A 16,980-nucleotide genomic window follows, 5' to 3' on the forward strand; every position below is an offset into this window, starting at 1 on the left:
TAACCAACGAGAGGCGGAACCCCAGCATGTTCTCCAACGAGCACATCGAGCAGATCCTGAACGGCGTCGTCGTCGACAACAACGGCGACAAGATCGGCAAGGTCGGCGACGTCTACAACGACGACCGCACCGGTCGCCCGTCCTGGGTCACCGTCAACACGGGCCTGTTCGGCACCTCCAGCACCTTCATCCCGCTGGACGACGCCACCGTCGAGGGCGACACCATCCGCGTTCCCTTCTCCAAGGACAAGGTCAAGGACGCCCCCCGCGTGGACGCCGACCGTCACCTGGACGCCGACGAGGAGCGCGAGCTCTACCGTTACTACGGCCGTGACTACGACGCCGACACCACGGCTGCCTTCGCCGGCACGACGCACGACGCCGACGCGGGTGTCCGCAACGACCACGGTGCCGACCACGGTGCGGACGGCGACGCCGACGCCCGTCTGGTGGCCGACCGCGACCACACCGACGGTGCGATGACCCGCTCCGAGGAGGAGCTGCGCGTCGCCACCCGTGAGCGCGAGGCCGGCACCGTCCGCCTGCGCAAGCACGTCCGCACCGAGCGCGAGACCGTCACCGTCCCCGTCACCCACGAGGAGGTGCGTGTCGAGCGCACCCCCATCCGTGACGGTCACGTGGGCGACGCCCGCATCGGTGGCGACGAGGTCGCCGAGGTCCGCCTCCACGAGGAGGAGCTCGTCGTCGACAAGAACGTCGTCGCCAAGGAGCAGGTTGCCCTCGGCAAGGAGAAGGTCACCGAGCACCAGCAGGTCTCCGAGGACCTCCGCAAGGAGGAGATCACCGTCGAGCACGACGGCGTCGAGGGCGTCCGCCGCGAGGGCGTGGACTACGACCACGACGGCAAGGTCGGCCTGGGCGACAAGATCAAGGACAAGCTGGACCGCGACAACGACGGCAAGATCGGTTGATCTGATCGAGCATCGCGTCTGAGCACTGCTCGGACCTGCTAGGTCTCGGCAAGGGCCGGCCCCCTCCAGGGGGTCGGCCCTTCCGCATGCCGCAGCATCGCCACGACCCGAGGTGCGCGCGTGCTCCGGCAGGACCAGGGTGTATGCCGAGGGGTCCGGCCACCGATCACGGTGGCCGGACCCCTCCCTCGTGGTCGGTCAGAGCGAGAAGAGCGCGAACTTCATGGCTGCGGGCATCTGGGCCGGCGACCCGACCCGCGCCGCACGCCCACCCGTCGCGGAGGCGATGGCCTGCAGGGCGCCCATGTCCGCCTCCGCGCCATACCCGAGGCAGATGATGCGGACGGGTCGCTCGGGGTCCTGAGCCTTCTGCAGGTGCGCCAGGAGGTCGGCCAGCGTGTCCGGGCTGGTGCTGTCCCGGTTCGCGCCGTCGGAGAGGACCACCAGCTGGTTGACGTAGTGCGGGTCGTACCGGCTCTGGGTGTAGTCGTAGGCCTCGCGGACGGCCTGGTAGAGCGGGGTGCCGCCGCGCACGGTGACGCCCTTGACCGCGTCGATGACCTGGCCGCTGTGCGGGACGCCGCCCGCCGTCGTCTCGTTGACGTCCAGGGTGGTGGCGCGCTCGATCAGCGGTGTCCCGCCGTCCGTGGTGTGGAAGAACCACACGCCGGAGCGGGCCCGGGGCGACGCGGTCCGGTAGGTCACCGCCGAGAGACCGCGGACCAGGTCGATCCGGCTGATGTCCGCGCCCGAGAACTTCTGGTTCATGGAGCCGGAGGCGTCGATCAGGGCCATGGAGGAGATGCGGGTGTGCATCACCGAGAAGGTCTTGGCCGCCGTCCGCAGGGCCTGGACCGGGACGGCCTGCGGCTTCAGCGAAGCTGCGGCATAGGCCACGCCGACCGGCTTGTCGGTGGGGGCGGAGCCGTCGGGGGCGCGCAGGCCGGCGGCGCGCAGGGCGGCTCTGCCCGCCTCGGAGGCGAGCCAGGTGCGGAAGTCCTCGGCCGTGCTGACGCCCTTGGTCTCGCCGGTGGCCGACCCGACGGGCAGGATCGACAGCGGCACCGAGGCCGCACCCGCGCCCAGGGGCAGCGCCACCAGGGGGACGGCGGGGTTGGTCGCGTTGCGGGCGGCGACGGCCCGCTCGGTGGTGAGGTAGGCCGAGGCCTGCTGGGTGATCTGGGCGAGCGTCTGGTCGCGCCCGGGCAGGACGCTCGCGTCGTCGGGCACCACCGACCGAATGTGGTGCTCGGTCTTGATGAGCGAGAGCGAGCGCTCGTCGGCGCCGGTGTAGTCGGGCGCCGCCGTCAGGGGTCCGCCGTTGGCGAGGGTCATCATCGTGGCGACGCCGAGCGCCGACGTGGGGCTGGCGACCGGGTCGGCGATCCGCACCGAGAAGGGACCCCACTGCGGGTGGCCGGCGGTGGCCCAGGTGCTGCGGCCGAGCATCCAGTTGCGCCAGGTCGGCGTGGTGATCGGCGTGGTAGGCCAGCCCCACGCGTCGGCGAGCGGGGCCGGCATGGCCAGGACGACCGGAGTGCCGGCCACCACCGTCGGCTGCCCGCGCCTGACCGCGGCGGGCAGCGCTGCGACGTCGGCGTCCCCGCGCGCGAGCCAGAGGCCGGCCCGGTCCGTGGCGAGGGTGTTGGCCAGGGCGGCCGGTCCGGTCGTCGGCTGGACCTGGACGGGACTGCAGTCCTTGCCCTTGTGCACCCGGTAGGCCTCGATGGCCTGGGTGAGCGCCGACCCCAGGTCCCCGGGAGCGTAGAGGTCCGGGGCGTCGGGGCAGGCGGCACGGGGGGACGCGAGGGCGCTGCGGGTCGACGTCGTGGCCCGGATGCCGGCGGCCGGGGCCACCGTCTCCGTGCGCTCGCCGGAGGGGGCGTCGGACCCGGACCCGGACTGGAGGGCGATGACGCCGGCCCCGCCGATGGCGGCGACGGCGATCAGCCCGGCCGCGATGTTCCCGGCCTTGTCCTGCATGGTGGAGCCGCGGTGGCGGCCATAGGTCTGGGTCACGTGGTGCCTCTTCCAGCTGCCCGGCGGTAGGGGGATCCGGGCCGAAAAGTCGTTCAGGATGCAACCAAATCGTCGCACAACGGGCAACACAAGAGTGCGTACTGTGAAGGCAACACCCTCATGGGCGAGAGGGAATGGCGGAAGCCCGGGGAGGTGTCACCACCTGTTGGCCACGTCCGTCGAATGCGCCACCTTCAGCGCCGGACGATCGCTGGAGCGCCGCGGGCGACCCCGGACCTGGCTTGCGAGGCGTCAGAGCCAGCCCACGTGCCCGCGGAGCAGGGCATAGCCCACGAAGGCCACCACGTCGAGGATGGTGTGGGCGACCACCAGCGGCAGCACCCGGCCCCATCGGCGGTAGGCCAGCCCGAACACCACGCCCATCACCAGGTTGCCGAAGAAGGGCCCGATGCCCTGGTAGAGGTGATAGCTGCCGCGCAGCACCGCGCTGACCGCCAGGGCCGCCCGGTCCGACATACCCGCCTGGCGCAGCCGGGTCAGCAGGTAGGCCACCACCACGACCTCCTCCAGCACGGCGTTCTGCAGCGCGGACAGGCACAGGACCGGGACGGCCCACCAGGTCTGGCCGAGGTTGGCTGCGGCGACCTGGGTGGTGATCCCCAGCTGGCGGCCCACGAGATACAGCGCCAGGCCCGGTATGCCGATGAGGGCGGCCAGCCCGGCTCCGCGCGCCAGGTCTCGCAGCGGCTGGCTGCGGTCCACGCCGATGCGGGGGTCTGCGGGCGGGCGGCGGTGCCGGAGCAGGAAGACCGCCATGGCCGGGGCGACGACTCCGAGGCCGATGCCGGCGAGCTGGTAGGCCAGGTCGAGCCAGGGCCGGTCCGGGGTGACCGAGGAGTTGAGGTGGGAGGTCTGCTTGTCGAGCGCGACGTGGCGGGTCAGCCGCTCGGTCAGGCTGAGGACGGCGTAGATCGCGGAGGACCCGAGCGAGAGGCCGAGCAGCAGCAGCACCTCGGTGAGGTGCTCACGGCGCTCGGGGCGCGGGTGCGCCTGTACGGGCTCGGCCTGCTGGTCCTGCTGCTCGGCGGGGATGGGCATGGGCCCTACCGTAGGCGCCGTCGCGGCCGGTGCGGTGCGGACCTGGGCACGGCTCCAGGCGCGGCAGGAGGGCCCCGCACGAGGGGGCCCTCCTGCCGTCATCCTGGCTGGAGCCGACCGGCTGGAGCCGACCGGCTGGAGCCGACCGGCGGTGGTCGGTCAGGCGCGGGTCTCCCCGCGGGCGGGCACATCGGTGTCCGCGCGGCTCGCGACCCGCTTGACCCAGACGTACAGCGCGGCGATGACCGCTGCGAAGACGAGCGCACCGAGGATCTCGGCCGTGGGCTCGAAGTCCTCGCTCATGATCGCGAGCGGGGCGTCCGTGTCGCGCAGGTAGACGATGCCGGCGAAGAGCACGCCGAACAACGACTCGCCGACGATCAGGCCGGTCGCGAGCAGGGTGCCCAGACGCTTCGCGCCCTCGGGGTTGTGGCGACGGTCGGCCCAGCGGTCGTAGAAGTGACCGATGAGGGCGCCGAGGGGGATCATCAGGGTGAGGTCGATGGGAAGGTACATGCCCATGCCGACCGCCAGCGGCGGCAGCGAACGACGACCGTGGCTGGTGGCCTTGAGGACCTCGTCGATCGCGACGACGACGACACCGATGAGGGCGCCGAGGCCCAGCAGACCCCAGTCGAGCCCACCACCCAGCACGCCCTTGGCGAGGGTGGAGATGAGCGAAGCCTGCGGAGCGGCGAGGGCGTTCTCCGTGGCGCCGGGGGCGCCGACGAAGCCGAAGGTCTTGTTCATCAGGCCCAGGATGGGCGGGATGATGGCGGCACCGAAGCCGACACCGATGATCAGGGCGACCTGCTGCTTCCAGGGGGTGGCCCCGACGAGCTGGCCGGTCTTGAGGTCCTGGAGGTTGTCGTTGGAGATGGTGGCGACGCCGAAGACGATCGCCGTGGTGAACAGCGTGTAGGCCACCAGGGCCTCGGTGGTGGCGCCGGAGCCGGAGCCGTGGACCGCCTTGACCAGCAGCGCGCAGGTGACACCCACGATGATGCCGACGCCGGAGATGGGCGAGTTGGAGGCGCCGATCAGACCGGCCATGTAGCCGCAGACCGAGGCGACGAACAGGCCGACGAGCAGGATGTAGACGATCGCGCTGATGACCAGTCCGGTGGCGCCGCTCTCGAGCGGGGTGCCACGGGTGAAGAGCCACAGCAGGGCACCGATGGGGAGCATCGAGGCGAGGGTGGTCCCGATGACGATCTTCATGGACAGGTCGCGCTCGGTGATGTCGACCTCCTGGCCGGCGGCGCGTGCGTTGGTCGACGCGAGGGCGTCGCGGATGCCCTTGACGATGGGGCCGATGATCTTGAACAGCGTCCACAGGGCGGCGACGGCCATGGTGCCGGCGCCGATCATGCGCACGTCGCTGCGGAAGACGCCGTTGACGGACTTGAGCAGGGTCGGGGCGTCGGCCAGGTGGCCGACGGTGCGCATCGGCAGGATGACGCCGAAGGAGATCAGGACGCCGACGATCATCGCGATGCCGACGGTGATGCCCACGAGGTGACCGACGCCGATCAGGGCGAGGGACAGGCTGGAGCCGATCATGGTGCCGCCGGAGCCGACCTTGACGGCCTTGCTGATGCCCTCGGCCGCGACCTTGAGCTTGGTCAGCAGCATGAAGGAGAACGCCGCGAGGCCGGAGGCCGTGATGACCTGCAGGCCGCGCTTGTTCTCCTCCGCGCCGGAGGAGGAGTCCCCCACACGCAGCACCTCGGCCGCGGCGACGCCCTCGGGATAGGGCAGGTCGGAGCCGGTGACCAGGGCGCGGCGCAGGGGGATGGAGTACATCACGCCGAGCACGCCGCCGAAGAAGCAGACGGCCACGGTGGTCCAGTACGGGAAGCCCTTCCAGTAGCCGAGCATGACCAGGCCGGGGAGCACGAAGATGATGGCGGACAGCGTGCCGGCGGCGGAGGCGATCGTCTGGACGATGTTGTTCTCGACCACGGTGTGGTCGCGGAAGAACCTCAGGATCGCCATGGAGATGACGGCCGCGGGGATCGAGGTGGCGAAGGTGAGGCCGACCTTGAGCCCGAGGTAGACGTTGGCGGCGGTGAACACGAGCGTGATGAACCCGCCGATGACGACGCCACGGACGGTGAGCTCCTTGAGCCCGTCCGGTCGCGCCGGCGCGGCGGCCGGAGGATGGTGCGCGGTGGCCATGAGTGGCCCTCCAATCAGATGGGTGCTGCGGTGGCCCACGCCGTCGGGGCCGCGCGCCGATGGGTGTGGCGCTCCCACACGGTAAGAGGCTCGCGCGCGAGCACCTTTCCTGGGGGCGGCCTGAGGGCTCCTCCGTTGCTGATTCGTGACATGGAACACCCCGGGCGGCGGGGTCCTGCGATGCCGTCGGCCGCATACCTATCGGCCTCTTCTTGCGTTTTCCCGGCATACCGCGGGATAGACACTCACCAGCGGTCTGGCCTGCGGGATCCCGGGCCGCCCCCGGTGTTCCCAGGGCCGCCGGGCTGCGCTTTGATAGGGCACGGACAACGGCAGCGACGCCGCCCCGCGCGCCCTCCCGAGGGCCGCCGGACGGGCCGCCGCCCCGAGGATGAACGAGGTTCCCATGACGACCGAGCGCCAGGCCTATGTCGGCTCCGAGGTCGGTCAGCTGCGGCGGGTCCTGCTCCACCGACCCGACCGCGAGCTGGCCCGGCTGACCCCGAGCAACAAGGATGCGCTCCTCTTCGACGACCTGCCGTGGGTCGAGGAGGCGCAGAAGGAGCACGACGAGTTCGCCCGCGCGCTGCGGGACCTGGACGTGGAGGTGCTCTACCTCCAGGACGTGCTGACCGAGACGCTGCACCATCCTGCGGCCCGCCAGTTCCTCTTCGACCACCTGCTCGACGACGAGGTCTTCGGCCCGCAGGCCCTGGACGCGATGCTGGAGGTCCTCAGCGCGATGAGCTCCGAGGAGCTCGCCAAGGTGCTCGTCGGCGGCATCACCAAGGAGGAGATGTTCTACCGGATGCCCCGGGTCCCGGACTCGGTGGTGCTGAGCTCGATGGCCGCCTCCGACTTCATGCTGGCCCCGCTGCCCAACCACCTGTTCACGCGGGACACCACCTGCTGGGTCTACGGCGGCGTCTCGATCAACTCGATGCGGATGCTCGCCCGGGTGCGTGAGTCCCTGCACTACGAGGCGATCTACCACTGGCACCCGGTGCTGTCCGCGGCGACCACTCCCTCACCCGGTGGAGCGACGGTCTCGGCACCGGCCTCGCGTCCATGGAGGGCGGCGACGTCCACGTCCTGGGCCGTGGCGGGGTCCTGGTGGGTATGTCGGAGCGCACCACCCCGCAGGCGGTGGAGCGGCTCGCGCAGCAGCTCTTCGCCGCGGAGGCGGCCACCTCGGTCGTCGCGGTCGCGATGCCCAAGGCGCGCGCGGTCATGCACCTCGACACCGTGATGTCGATGGTCGACGACCACACCTTCACGAAGTACGCCGGCCTCGGGATGCTGCCGTCGTACACCCTGACCCCGGCCGACGAGCCCGGTCGCCTGCGGGTGACGGCGCACGAGCCGGAGCACATGCACAAGGCGATCGCCGCCGCGATCGGCCTGGACGACCTCCGCATCCTCACGCCCGACCAGGACCTGGCGGCGGCGGAGCGGGAGCAGTGGGACGACGGCTGCAACGTGCTGGCCGTCCGTCCCGGCGTGGTGGTCGCCTACGAGCGAAACATCACGAGCAACAACTTCCTTCGCGCGAACGGCGTGGAGGTGGTCACCATCAAGGGAAGCGAGCTTGGCCGGGGCCGTGGGGGTCCGCGCTGCATGAGCTGCCCGATCGAGCGAGAGGACATCTGATGTCTTTCAACCTGCGCCACCGCAACTTCCTCAAGGAGCTGGACTTCACTCCCCAGGAGTGGCAGCACCTGCTGCAGCTCTCCATGGACCTCAAGCGCGCGAAGTACGCCGGCACCGAGCAGCCGCGGCTCAAGGGCAAGAACATCGCCCTGATCTTCGAGAAGACCTCGACCCGCACCCGCTGCGCCTTCGAGGTCGCGGCCCACGACCAGGGCGCCAACGTGACCTACCTCGAGCCCAGCGGCTCGCAGATCGGCCACAAGGAGTCCATGAAGGACACCGCCCGCGTCCTCGGCCGGATGTATGACGGCATCGAGTACCGCGGCTCCTCCCAGACCCTCGTCGAGACCCTCGGCGAGTTCGCCGGCGTCCCGGTGTGGAACGGTCTGACCGACGAGTGGCACCCCACCCAGATGCTGGCCGACCAGCTCACCATGCGCGAGTTCAGCACCAAGCACGACCGCGAGATCGCCTTCGCCTTCCTCGGCGACGCCCGCAACAACGTCGGCAACTCGCTGCTGATCTCCGGCGCCATGCTGGGCATGGACGTGCGCATGGTCGCCCCCAAGCAGCAGCAGAACGCCGACGAGATCGTCCGCAAGGCCAAGGAGATCGCCGAGCGCACCGGCGCCCGCATCACCGTCACCGACGACGTCCGCGAGGGCGTCAAGGGCTGCGACTACCTCTACACCGACGTGTGGGTGTCGATGGGTGAGCCCAAGGAGGTCTGGGACGAGCGGATCGCGCTGCTCAAGGACTACCAGGTCAACGCCGCCCTCATGGAGGCCACCGGCAACCCCGACGTGAAGTTCATGCACTGCCTGCCGGCCTTCCACGACCGCAACACCAAGGTCGGCGAGGACATCTTCCAGGCGACCGGCATGGAGGCCCTCGAGGTCACCGACGAGGTCTTCGAGTCCGACGCGTCGATCGTCTTCGACCAGGCCGAGAACCGCATGCACACGATCAAGGCCGTCATGGTCGCCACCCTGGGGGAGTGACCGATGCGCATCGTCGTCGCCCTGGGCGGCAACGCCCTGCTCGAGCGGGGTGAGAAGCCCGACGCCGCGATCCAGCTCAAGCGCGCCAAGGAGGCCGCCAAGGCCCTGGCGCCGCTGGCCGAGGAGCACGAGCTCGTCATCACGCACGGCAACGGACCGCAGGTGGGCGTGCTGGCGCTGGAGTCGGCCAACGACCCCTCGCTGACCGAGCCCTATCCCTTCGACGTCCTGGGCGCCCAGACCCAGGGCATGATCGGCTACTGGCTGCTGCAGTCCCTGCAGAACTCCCTGCCCGGACGCCAGGTCGCCTCGATGGTCAACCAGACCCTGGTCATGGCCCACGACCCGGCCTTCAAGAACCCCACCAAGTTCGTCGGCGAGACCTACTCCGAGGAGGAGGCCAAGGCCAAGGCCGAGGAGCGCGGCTGGGACGTCAGGCAGGACACCAAGGGCTGGCGGCGCGTCGTCGCCTCGCCGACCCCGCAGCGGGTCGTCGAGACGCGGATCATCCGGCTGCTGCTCTCCTCCGGCGCGGTCGTGGTGTGCGCCGGTGGCGGCGGCATCCCGGTCGTCCGGGACGACCGCGGCAAGCTCAAGGGCATCGAGGCCGTCGTCGACAAGGACCTCACCGCCGGTCGGCTGGCCGAGGCCCTCGAGGCGGACGCGCTGTTCATCCTCACCGACGTGGCCAACGTCATCGACGGCTTCGGCACCGACGACGAGAAGCCCATCACGCGGGCGACGCCTGGTCAGCTCCGCGCGATGGACCTGCCCGCGGGATCGATGGGCCCCAAGGTCGAGGCGGCCTGCCGCTTCGTGGAGCTCACCGGTGACCTCGCGGCCATCGGTCGGCTGCAGGACGTCGCCAAGATGATCGACGGCGAGGCCGGCACGATCATCACGCCGGGCGGCAACTACGGCGGCCCGGACGACCTCAACCCGCGTCACGAGCTCACCGTCGACATCTGATCTTCCGGCGGCGGTCGGATCAGCCGGGCCTCGTCGCCCAGGCGAGTCCGACCGCCCCCGGCGGGTCTGCGAGCCCCGCTCCCACCGCCCGAGCAGCGGAGGGGGCGGGGCTTCGTCGTGCGGCTCTGGCCCGATGGGGCTGGGAGGCCAGGGACTGGGTCGCGTCGTGCGGGTGACCCCCCGGGGATGCCCGGCCGCGGCGGCGGGTGGCGCTTCTCGGCATACCGGAGGCGCCGCAGGCCAGCGACCAGCCGTAGGCCGACGCGAACGGCGCCGCACCTCGAGGGGTGGCGGCGCCGTCGACGTGGTGGGTCAGCGGGCGGGCGTGATCCGGCCGGCGCACTCCCCCAGGCCGATGCGGCGGCCGTCCTTGCCGCGGGCCGTGGCGGAGATGACGACCTCGTCCCCGTCCTCCAGGAAGGTGCGGGTCGAGCCGTCCTGCAGGGTGATCGGGTCCCGGCCGTTCCAGGTCATCTCGATGAAGGCGCCGCGCTGGTCGACCTCGGTGCCCGAGATGGTGCCGGAGGCGAAGAGGTCGCCGGTGCGGACCGAGGCGCCGTTGACCGTGGTGTGGGCGAGCATCTGCGCGGGCGTCCAGTACATCTGCGCGTAGGGCGGGCGGGAGATGACCTCGCCGTTGAGCCGCACCTCGAACTCGATGTCCAGGCCCCACGGGTCGGCGTCGCGCAGGTAGTCCTGCAGCGGCACGTCGCGGGCGGGCGGCTCGACGCGGGCGTCCTGCAGCGCGGCGAGCGGCAGCACCCAGCCACCGATCGAGGTGGCGAAGGACTTGCCGAGGAAGGGGCCGAGCGGGACGTACTCCCAGGCCTGGATGTCACGGGCGGACCAGTCGTTGGTGATGGTCACTCCGAAGACGTGCTGGTCGAGGTCGGCGACGGCGACGCGGGAGCCGCGCTCGCTGCCGACGCCCACGACGAAGCCGAGCTCGCACTCGATGTCCAGCCGGACCGACGGCCCGAAGACCACGTCCCCCTCGGGCGTGCGGCGCTGCCCCTGCGGGCGGGGGATGTCCTCGCCGGACACGATCACCGTCTGGGAGCGACCGTGGTAGCCGATCGGCAGGTGCTTCCAGTTGGGGGTGAGCGGCTCGGAGTCGGGGCGGAAGATGCGCCCGAGGTTGGTGGCGTGGTTCTCCGAGGCGTAGAAGTCGACGTAGTCGCCCACGGTGAACGGCATCAGCAGGGTGACGGTCGACAGGTCGAGGAGGTACTTCTCGACGGTCTCGCGGTGCTGCTCGTCGGACAGCCAGCCCTGGATGTCGGCGCGCAGCCGGGCCCAGGCCTCGGGGCCGGCGGCGAGGAGCAGGTCGAGGGTGCCCTCCTCGACGACGTCGGACCACTCTCCGGGCAGGTCGGTGGCTGCCTCGGTGAGGTCGAGGGCCTGGTCGCCGATGCGCACGCCCAGGTGCGGGAAGTCGTCGCCGGTGTCCATCGAGCCGTAGGGAAGGGCGTCGAGGCCGAACGGGCTGTCCTGCGGGATGTCGACCCAGGTGGTCGTCACGGGAGCTCCTCGGTGGTGCGTGTCGGATGGTGGGTGGATGGTCTGCGTGCCCCGCTCACCCCGCCCATCCCTTCGCCACTAGGGGCAAGTGGCGGTGATCGTGCGGCGTGTCGCGCGCACTAGGGGCAAGTGGCGGGAGAGGGCGGGCGAGTCGGTGGGGTTGAGCGCGGTGGGGTCGCGTCCCGGCGGTGGGTCAGGGGTGGTCGAGCTGCTGCTCGGGGTCGCGGATCTCGGGTCCCTCGACGGGGGTGGTGAAGCCGAGCGCGACCAGGTCGTCGACGGGCGTGGAGGTGGAGCAGGAGCCGTATGCCGTGAACGACGCCCGGGCCGCCCGCTGGTCGGCCTCGGACGCTGCCCGCGCCTCGGCGGCCAGCGCGTCGCCGTCGTCGCAGGTCAGCGCCTCGACGACGGCTTCGCGACCGGCGCCGGACCGGGCGCGCAGCACGGCCACCAGGATGTCCAGGACCCCGTGGTGCTGGAAGCCCGTCCGCTCGTCGACGTAGCGCACCGCGTGGTGCAGCCCCGCCGTGCACTTGAACGCCGTGCCCAGCTCGACCGCGAGCACCAGGAAGTCCGCGAGCTCGTCGGCGGTGGGGAACAGCTCGGGCGTGACGCCGCCGCAGCGGACCTTGGCGCCGAGGCCGGCCGCGTGCACGGCGCGCAGCGCCTGCGCCGTGGCGCCCGCCTCGGCCCCGGCGAGCGGGATCTCGACGAAGGTGGCGGCCCCGGTGCCCTGCGTCGCCGCCTGCACGCAGGCCACGGCCTCGGCGAGATCGCCTGCGGGCAGCCGCAGCTCGATCCCGGCGAGGCGGAGGCGCGGGTCGGCGGCCAGCTCGGTGACGAGCGCGGCGAGGTCCGCGAGCGGCTCGTCCACGATCAGCCCGACCTGGACGCTCTCGCCCTCGCGCAGCGCCTGCCGCAGCTCGTCCACGCGGGAGGTCGGCACCAGGAAGCGGCCGGTGTGCACGGGGTTCCCGGCCGCGTCGTCGGCGCGGTGGCGGGCGACGGCATCGGTCATGTCCAGCGCGGTGGGTGGGAAGAGCCCTGCGTCGTCGACCAGCGCGGCGACGAGCGGGATCGTGGCCGGTGAGATCGTGCCGGGCGGTATGGCGTCGGCCGCGTCGCGGGCGGTCGTGGCGGCGTTCTGCTGCGTCATACCGGCATCATCCCTGGGACAGGCGTCGCCCGCCCGACCAGGAGTAGGGATAGCTGGGGTCCTCGGTCGCCAGCGCCGCCTCGCCGAGGTCGAGCGGCCGGAAGGTGTCGACCATGACGGCGAGCTCGTCGAAGAACTCCGCCCCGATGGACCGCTCGTAGGCCCCCGGCTGCGGCCCGTGGGCGTGACCCGCAGGGTGCAGCGAGATCGAGCCCTGCCCGATGCCGGAGCCCTTGCGGGCCTCGTAGTCGCCGCCGCAGTAGAACATGACTTCGTCGGAGTCCACGTTGGAGTGGTAGTAGGGCACCGGGATCGCGAGCGGGTGGTAGTCGACCTTGCGCGGCACGAAGTTGCAGATCACGAAGTTGTGTCCCTCCCACACCTGGTGGGACGGCGGCGGCTGGTGGACCCGCCCGGTGATCGGCTCGTAGTCGGCGATGTTGACGACGTAGGGATAGAGGCAGCCGTCCCACCCGACCACGTCGAAGGGGTGCTGCGGCTGGACGTGGATGGTGCCGTCGATGCCGGACGGGCCGCGGCCGCGGTGCTTGATGTAGACCTCGACGTCCTGCTCGTCGACCTGCACCGGGTCCGAGACGTGACGGAAGTCGCGCTCGCAGAAGGGCGCGTGCTCGAGGTGCTGCCCGTTTTTCGACAGGAAGCGCCGGGGCGCCGTGATGTGCGAGTTGGCCTCGATGCAGTAGACGCGGACCGGCTCGTCGCCCGTCGGCACCCAGCGGTGGATCGTGGCGCGCGGGATCATGACGTAGTCGCCCTGGTGGACGTCGACGTGGCCGAGCTGGGTCTCCACCGTCGCGGTCCCGGACTCGACGTAGCAGCACTCGTCGCCGATGGCGTTCTTGTAGAGCGGGCTCGGCGCGGTGGCGGCGACATAGCCGAGGCGCACGTCGGCGTTGCCCAGGAGCAGCCGGCGGTCGCGGACCACGTCGAGCCCGGCGCCGTCGCCCCGCCGGGTCGGCAGGTCGTGGGTCGTGACGTGGCGCGGCAGCAGCGGGTCGTTGGGCGTCAGCGTCTGGTCGGGCAGCTCCCACGGCCGCACGTCGACGATCGCGCTGGGGATGTAGCGGTGGTAGAGCAGGCTCGAGTCGGAGGAGAAGCCCTCCTCGCCCATGAGCTCCTCGTAGTAGAGGCCGCCCTCGGGGGTGCGGTGCTGGGTGTGCCGCTTGGGCGGGATGTGACCCGCGCTGCGGTAGTGCGCCATCGCTGCTCCTCGGTCGCTCGACGCCGTGGTGGCGCCGTCGGCGGGTAGTACATCTGTGTACTATCGCGACTGTAGTCGATCGACCCGCACGCTGCCAGGGGGAGCCATGCCGGAGCTGGACTTCTGGTCCTTCGTGCGCCTGGCCCGGACCCGCCTGGTGCAGGAGGGTTTCGCGGACGCCCGCGCCTCCGAGCTGCTCCTCACCCTCAACCGTGCGTCCGGCATCGTCACCTACGACCTCGAGGCCTCGGTCCACCGGCCGGCGGGGCGCTCCTGGTCCGCCTTCCGGATCCTCTACGTCCTCTGGCTCGCCGGCGCCCTGGAGCCGCGCCGCGTCGCCGAGCTCACCGGCCTGACCCGCGCCGCCGTCTCCAACCTGGTCGGTCCCCTGGTCGACCAGGGGGTCGTATGGCGAGAGCCTGCGCCGGACGACCGCAGGTCCGTGCGGCTGGGTCTGACCGGCGCCGGGGTCGCCGAGATCCGGCGGCTGTTCGAGGCCCAGCACGAGCGTGAGACCGCCTGGGCCGCAGCGCTGTCCGAGGAGGAGCAGCGCACCCTGATCGACCTGCTCGACAAGCTCGTGGGCGGCCGGGACGACCTGGACGCGCGCCTGCGGCACTGACCCGAGGCCGCCCGGCCGCGGCGCCGATCGCAGCGGTCGGCCGGTGGCCGCCCGCAGTGCGATCACGGAGGGTTACGCTTGCCCGAGCCCCATGTCCCGCGCAGGAGGTGACCGTGCCCAGCACCGCCGACCCCCGCGGCGAACGGCCCGGGAGCACGCGCCCCGTCGACGCCGTCGCCCACGTCGTCGACGCCGTCGACCGACTCGTCCCCGAGGCGGACGACCCCGGCAGCGACCTGCCCGTCACGTCCTCCCGCTCCCTGCCCTGGGTGGGAATCCTGTTCGCCCTCTGCGCGGTCGCGCTGGTCCCGTGGATCTTCTACCTCCTCGACGCCCTGCCCTCCCGCGCCCTGTCACCCAACTTCGACATCGCCTGGGCGGGCTTCGACGTGATGCTGCTCGTCGCCCTGCTCGCCACGGCCGTCGCGACCCTGCGGCGCTCGCGGTGGATGTCGGCGACGGGTGGCTGGACGGCCGGTCTGCTGGTGACCGACGCGTGGTTCGACCTGGTGACGGCCCCGGACCAGGGGGCGCTGATCGAGGCGATCCTGCTCGCCGTCCTCGTGGAGCTGCCCCTCGCCGGGATCAGCGTCTGGGTCTGCCTGCACGCGCAGGAGATCGTCGAGCGGCGGATCCTGCTGCTGCAGCGACGAGCCCGCGGGGCGGGCGGCCGACCCGGCGGTCGACCGCGGGTGCGGCTGCCGCGCCGTCCCCGCTGAGGCTGCCGCGTCCCCGCTGAGGCCCACGGGCGTCCGCGCCGAGGGAACCGTCTCGACCCGCCGCCCGCGGAGGCGCCGCTCCCGCCCGGCCCGGCGGTTCGGCATACACCTTGCTCGGTGCGGCAGACTCGCCCCATGAGCTGGACCGATCACGTCATCTGGTGGCACGTCTATCCGCTCGGGGCGGTGGGGGCGCCGATCCACGGGGGCTTCGACCCCGCTGTCGTCGACCACCCCCTGACCCGTCTCGACGGCTGGCTCGACCACGCGATTGCCTTGGGCGCCAACGGACTTCAGCTGGGGCCGATCTTCGCCTCGGCGACCCACGGCTACGACACGCTGGACCACTACCGGATCGACCCGCGTCTCGGTGAGGACGCCGACCTGGACGAGCTGGTCCGGCGTGCCCACGACAAGGGCCTGCGGGTGCTGCTCGACGGCGTCTTCAACCACGTGGCCTGGTCGCACCCGCTCTACCAGCAGGCCCTCGTCGACGGGCCGGACTCCGCCGCGGCCCGGCACTTCCGCATCGACTGGAGCAGCGGAGAGGCCCGCCCGGAGGTCTTCGAGGGGCACGGCTCCCTGGTCGCCCTGGACCACGGTCGTCCGGAGGTCGTCGACCTGGTCGCGGACGTCATGCGGCACTGGCTGCGCCGCGGCATCGACGGGTGGCGGCTGGACGCGGCCTACGCCGTCGACCCGCACTTCTGGGCGCGTGTGCTGCCGCAGGTGCGTTCGGAGTTCCCCGAGGCGACCTTCGTCGGCGAGGTGATCCACGGCGACTATGCCCACGTGGTGCGGGAGTCCACGCTGGACTCGGTCACGCAGTACGAGCTGTGGAAGGCCATCTGGTCCTCGCTGCTCGACCGCAACTTCTGGGAGCTGGACCATGCGCTGCGGCGTCACCAGGGGCTCCTCGACACCTTCGTGCCGATGACCTTCGTCGGCAACCACGACGTCACCCGCATCGCCTCCCGGGTGGGTCAGGCCAAGGCCGTGCTCGCCATGACGGTGCTGATGACCGTGGCCGGGCAACCGTCGCTGTACTACGGCGACGAGCACGGCTTCGAGGGCGTCAAGGAGGACCGTGAGGGTGGCGACGACGCGGTCCGGCCGCCGTTGCCGCAGGCCCCCTCGGGGCTGAGTCCTCTGGGGCGGGGACCTTTCGGGTGCACCAGGCGCTCGTCGCCATACGGCGTCGGCATCCTTGGCTGGTGCGCGGGCAGGTCGAGACCGTGGAGCTCGCCAACGAGCGGATGGTGTATGCCGTGCGACCCGCGCCGGGCGCCCCGGAGCACGGGGACCCCGCGGCGGTGCTCCACGTCGAGCTGGACGTCACTGCCGAGCCGCGCATGGCGGTCCGTCAGGGCGACGTCACTCTCCTCGCCCACCCTGCCTAGACCTGCCGCCGGTCGTCGGGTCCACCTGCGCGACGTGAGCAGGCGGACCCGACCGCTTCCGGCAGGTAGCGTGGAGGGATGAGCGAGCCCACCGACGGCCACGTCGAGCAGCGCACCCCCGGCCGCAGCCCCGGCACCGACGAGGGAGCCGTCACCCAGGTCGACGACGCCTGCGGGCGCTCCGAGAGTCGGGGCGGTCGCCCCGGAGCCACCGCCGTGATCGACGACCCGACGGCCAAGGTCGTGGCCTTCGAGTTCGCGGCTGGCGACGAGCTCAAGGAGCACGCCGCCCGGCACCCGGTGCTGGTCCAGGTGCTGCGGGGGCGGGTGACGTTCACCGTCCAGGGGCGCGAGATCGAACTGGTGCCAGGGGGTCTGCTGCATCTGACCCCGATGCTGCGGCACGCCGTGCGGGCGCAGGAGCCGAGCACCCTCACGGTGACGATGCTGCTGCCGCACGCCTAGTCGGAGGTCTGGTGACCTGCCGGTCGCGACGGCGGTCGGTCCCCGGCGCCCCGCGACGGCCCGA

General features: G+C 71.6%; 14 protein-coding genes and 1 pseudogene. 9 read left to right on the forward strand and 6 right to left on the reverse strand.

The annotated features are described in order from the left end of the window. The first annotated feature begins 26 nt into the window (after positions 1 to 26). Positions 27 to 932, forward strand: coding sequence for a DUF2382 domain-containing protein (locus MM438_RS15150; protein WP_241454251.1), 906 nt, complete (start codon positions 27 to 29; stop codon positions 930 to 932). 198 nt (positions 933 to 1,130) lie between these two features. Here the strand turns inward: MM438_RS15150 and MM438_RS15155 are convergent, their stop codons facing one another. The 3 genes from MM438_RS15155 to MM438_RS15165 all read right to left on the reverse strand — a co-directional run bounded on the left by MM438_RS15155 (position 1,131) and on the right by MM438_RS15165 (position 6,191). Further along, positions 1,131 to 2,951: a vWA domain-containing protein gene (locus MM438_RS15155; protein WP_241454254.1), complete on the reverse strand. Its 1,821-nt coding sequence runs from the start codon at positions 2,949 to 2,951 to the stop codon at positions 1,131 to 1,133. Positions 2,952 to 3,203: 252 nt separating this feature from the next. Continuing rightward, the gene (locus MM438_RS15160) at positions 3,204 to 4,010 is read right to left on the reverse strand and encodes a CPBP family intramembrane glutamic endopeptidase (RefSeq protein WP_241454256.1); all 807 of its coding nucleotides are present in this window, start codon (positions 4,008 to 4,010) and stop codon (positions 3,204 to 3,206) included. Positions 4,011 to 4,169: 159 nt separating this feature from the next. After that, positions 4,170 to 6,191, reverse strand: coding sequence for an OPT family oligopeptide transporter (locus tag MM438_RS15165; protein WP_241454264.1), 2,022 nt, complete (start codon positions 6,189 to 6,191; stop codon positions 4,170 to 4,172). A gap of 406 nt (positions 6,192 to 6,597) precedes the next feature. Between MM438_RS15165 and MM438_RS16490 the strand changes: the two are divergent. The 4 genes and pseudogenes from MM438_RS16490 to MM438_RS15180 all read left to right on the forward strand — a co-directional run. Next, positions 6,598 to 7,152, forward strand: a pseudogene (locus tag MM438_RS16490) (arginine deiminase family protein); the annotation flags it as partial. A gap of 107 nt (positions 7,153 to 7,259) precedes the next feature. Beyond that, positions 7,260 to 7,841 (forward strand): arginine deiminase family protein, encoded by a 582-nt coding sequence (locus MM438_RS16495; protein ID WP_277628491.1) that lies wholly within the window; start codon positions 7,260 to 7,262, stop codon positions 7,839 to 7,841. Then, positions 7,841 to 8,842, forward strand: a complete 1,002-nt coding sequence (gene argF, locus MM438_RS15175; RefSeq protein ID WP_241454268.1) for an ornithine carbamoyltransferase — start codon at positions 7,841 to 7,843, stop codon at positions 8,840 to 8,842. The genes MM438_RS16495 and argF overlap by 1 nt, the downstream gene beginning before the upstream one ends. A gap of 3 nt (positions 8,843 to 8,845) precedes the next feature. Then, positions 8,846 to 9,811: a carbamate kinase gene (locus tag MM438_RS15180; protein ID WP_241454271.1), complete on the forward strand. Its 966-nt coding sequence runs from the start codon at positions 8,846 to 8,848 to the stop codon at positions 9,809 to 9,811. Positions 9,812 to 10,123: 312 nt separating this feature from the next. Here the strand turns inward: MM438_RS15180 and fahA are convergent, their stop codons facing one another. The 3 genes from fahA to MM438_RS15195 form a co-directional block, all read right to left on the reverse strand. Beyond that, positions 10,124 to 11,332 (reverse strand): fumarylacetoacetase, encoded by a 1,209-nt coding sequence (fahA, locus tag MM438_RS15185; protein ID WP_241454273.1) that lies wholly within the window; start codon positions 11,330 to 11,332, stop codon positions 10,124 to 10,126. Between the two features lie 193 nt (positions 11,333 to 11,525). Then, positions 11,526 to 12,488 (reverse strand): hypothetical protein, encoded by a 963-nt coding sequence (locus MM438_RS15190; RefSeq protein ID WP_241454275.1) that lies wholly within the window; start codon positions 12,486 to 12,488, stop codon positions 11,526 to 11,528. 7 nt (positions 12,489 to 12,495) lie between these two features. Next, positions 12,496 to 13,710, reverse strand: coding sequence for a homogentisate 1,2-dioxygenase (locus tag MM438_RS15195; RefSeq protein ID WP_241454277.1), 1,215 nt, complete (start codon positions 13,708 to 13,710; stop codon positions 12,496 to 12,498). A gap of 106 nt (positions 13,711 to 13,816) precedes the next feature. On the opposite strand from MM438_RS15195, the gene MM438_RS15200 reads away from it, so the two are divergent. The 4 genes from MM438_RS15200 (at position 13,817) to MM438_RS15215 (ending at position 16,916) form a co-directional block, all read left to right on the forward strand. Next, positions 13,817 to 14,332, forward strand: a complete 516-nt coding sequence (locus tag MM438_RS15200; protein ID WP_241454279.1) for a MarR family winged helix-turn-helix transcriptional regulator — start codon at positions 13,817 to 13,819, stop codon at positions 14,330 to 14,332. Positions 14,333 to 14,445: 113 nt separating this feature from the next. Beyond that, positions 14,446 to 15,051 carry a hypothetical protein gene (locus tag MM438_RS15205; protein ID WP_241454280.1) on the forward strand — a complete coding sequence of 202 codons (606 nt, stop codon included), beginning with the start codon at positions 14,446 to 14,448 and terminating at the stop codon, positions 15,049 to 15,051. A gap of 135 nt (positions 15,052 to 15,186) precedes the next feature. Continuing rightward, positions 15,187 to 16,533, forward strand: a complete 1,347-nt coding sequence (locus tag MM438_RS15210; RefSeq protein ID WP_338155567.1) for an alpha-amylase family protein — start codon at positions 15,187 to 15,189, stop codon at positions 16,531 to 16,533. Then, positions 16,530 to 16,916 (forward strand): cupin domain-containing protein, encoded by a 387-nt coding sequence (locus MM438_RS15215; RefSeq protein ID WP_241454282.1) that lies wholly within the window; start codon positions 16,530 to 16,532, stop codon positions 16,914 to 16,916. Before MM438_RS15210 ends, MM438_RS15215 begins: the two co-directional genes overlap by 4 nt. The last annotated feature ends 64 nt before the right edge of the window (positions 16,917 to 16,980 follow it).

Origin of the sequence: Arsenicicoccus dermatophilus (assembly GCF_022568795.1) — a bacterium.
Lineage (GTDB): Bacteria > Actinomycetota > Actinomycetes > Actinomycetales > Dermatophilaceae > Arsenicicoccus > Arsenicicoccus dermatophilus.

Coding starts and splice junctions, on each gene's coding strand:
- MM438_RS15150 (WP_241454251.1), top strand. CDS start 27: ATGTTCTCCAACGAGCACATCGAGCAGATCCTGAACGGCGTCGTCGTC.
- MM438_RS15160 (WP_241454256.1), bottom strand. CDS start 4,010: ATGCCCATCCCCGCCGAGCAGCAGGACCAGCAGGCCGAGCCCGTACAG.
- MM438_RS15165 (WP_241454264.1), bottom strand. CDS start 6,191: ATGGCCACCGCGCACCATCCTCCGGCCGCCGCGCCGGCGCGACCGGAC.
- MM438_RS16495 (WP_277628491.1), top strand. CDS start 7,260: ATGGAGGGCGGCGACGTCCACGTCCTGGGCCGTGGCGGGGTCCTGGTG.
- argF (WP_241454268.1), top strand. CDS start 7,841: ATGTCTTTCAACCTGCGCCACCGCAACTTCCTCAAGGAGCTGGACTTC.
- MM438_RS15180 (WP_241454271.1), top strand. CDS start 8,846: ATGCGCATCGTCGTCGCCCTGGGCGGCAACGCCCTGCTCGAGCGGGGT.
- MM438_RS15190 (WP_241454275.1), bottom strand. CDS start 12,488: ATGACGCAGCAGAACGCCGCCACGACCGCCCGCGACGCGGCCGACGCC.
- MM438_RS15195 (WP_241454277.1), bottom strand. CDS start 13,710: ATGGCGCACTACCGCAGCGCGGGTCACATCCCGCCCAAGCGGCACACC.
- MM438_RS15200 (WP_241454279.1), top strand. CDS start 13,817: ATGCCGGAGCTGGACTTCTGGTCCTTCGTGCGCCTGGCCCGGACCCGC.
- MM438_RS15210 (WP_338155567.1), top strand. CDS start 15,187: ATGAGCTGGACCGATCACGTCATCTGGTGGCACGTCTATCCGCTCGGG.
- MM438_RS15215 (WP_241454282.1), top strand. CDS start 16,530: ATGAGCGAGCCCACCGACGGCCACGTCGAGCAGCGCACCCCCGGCCGC.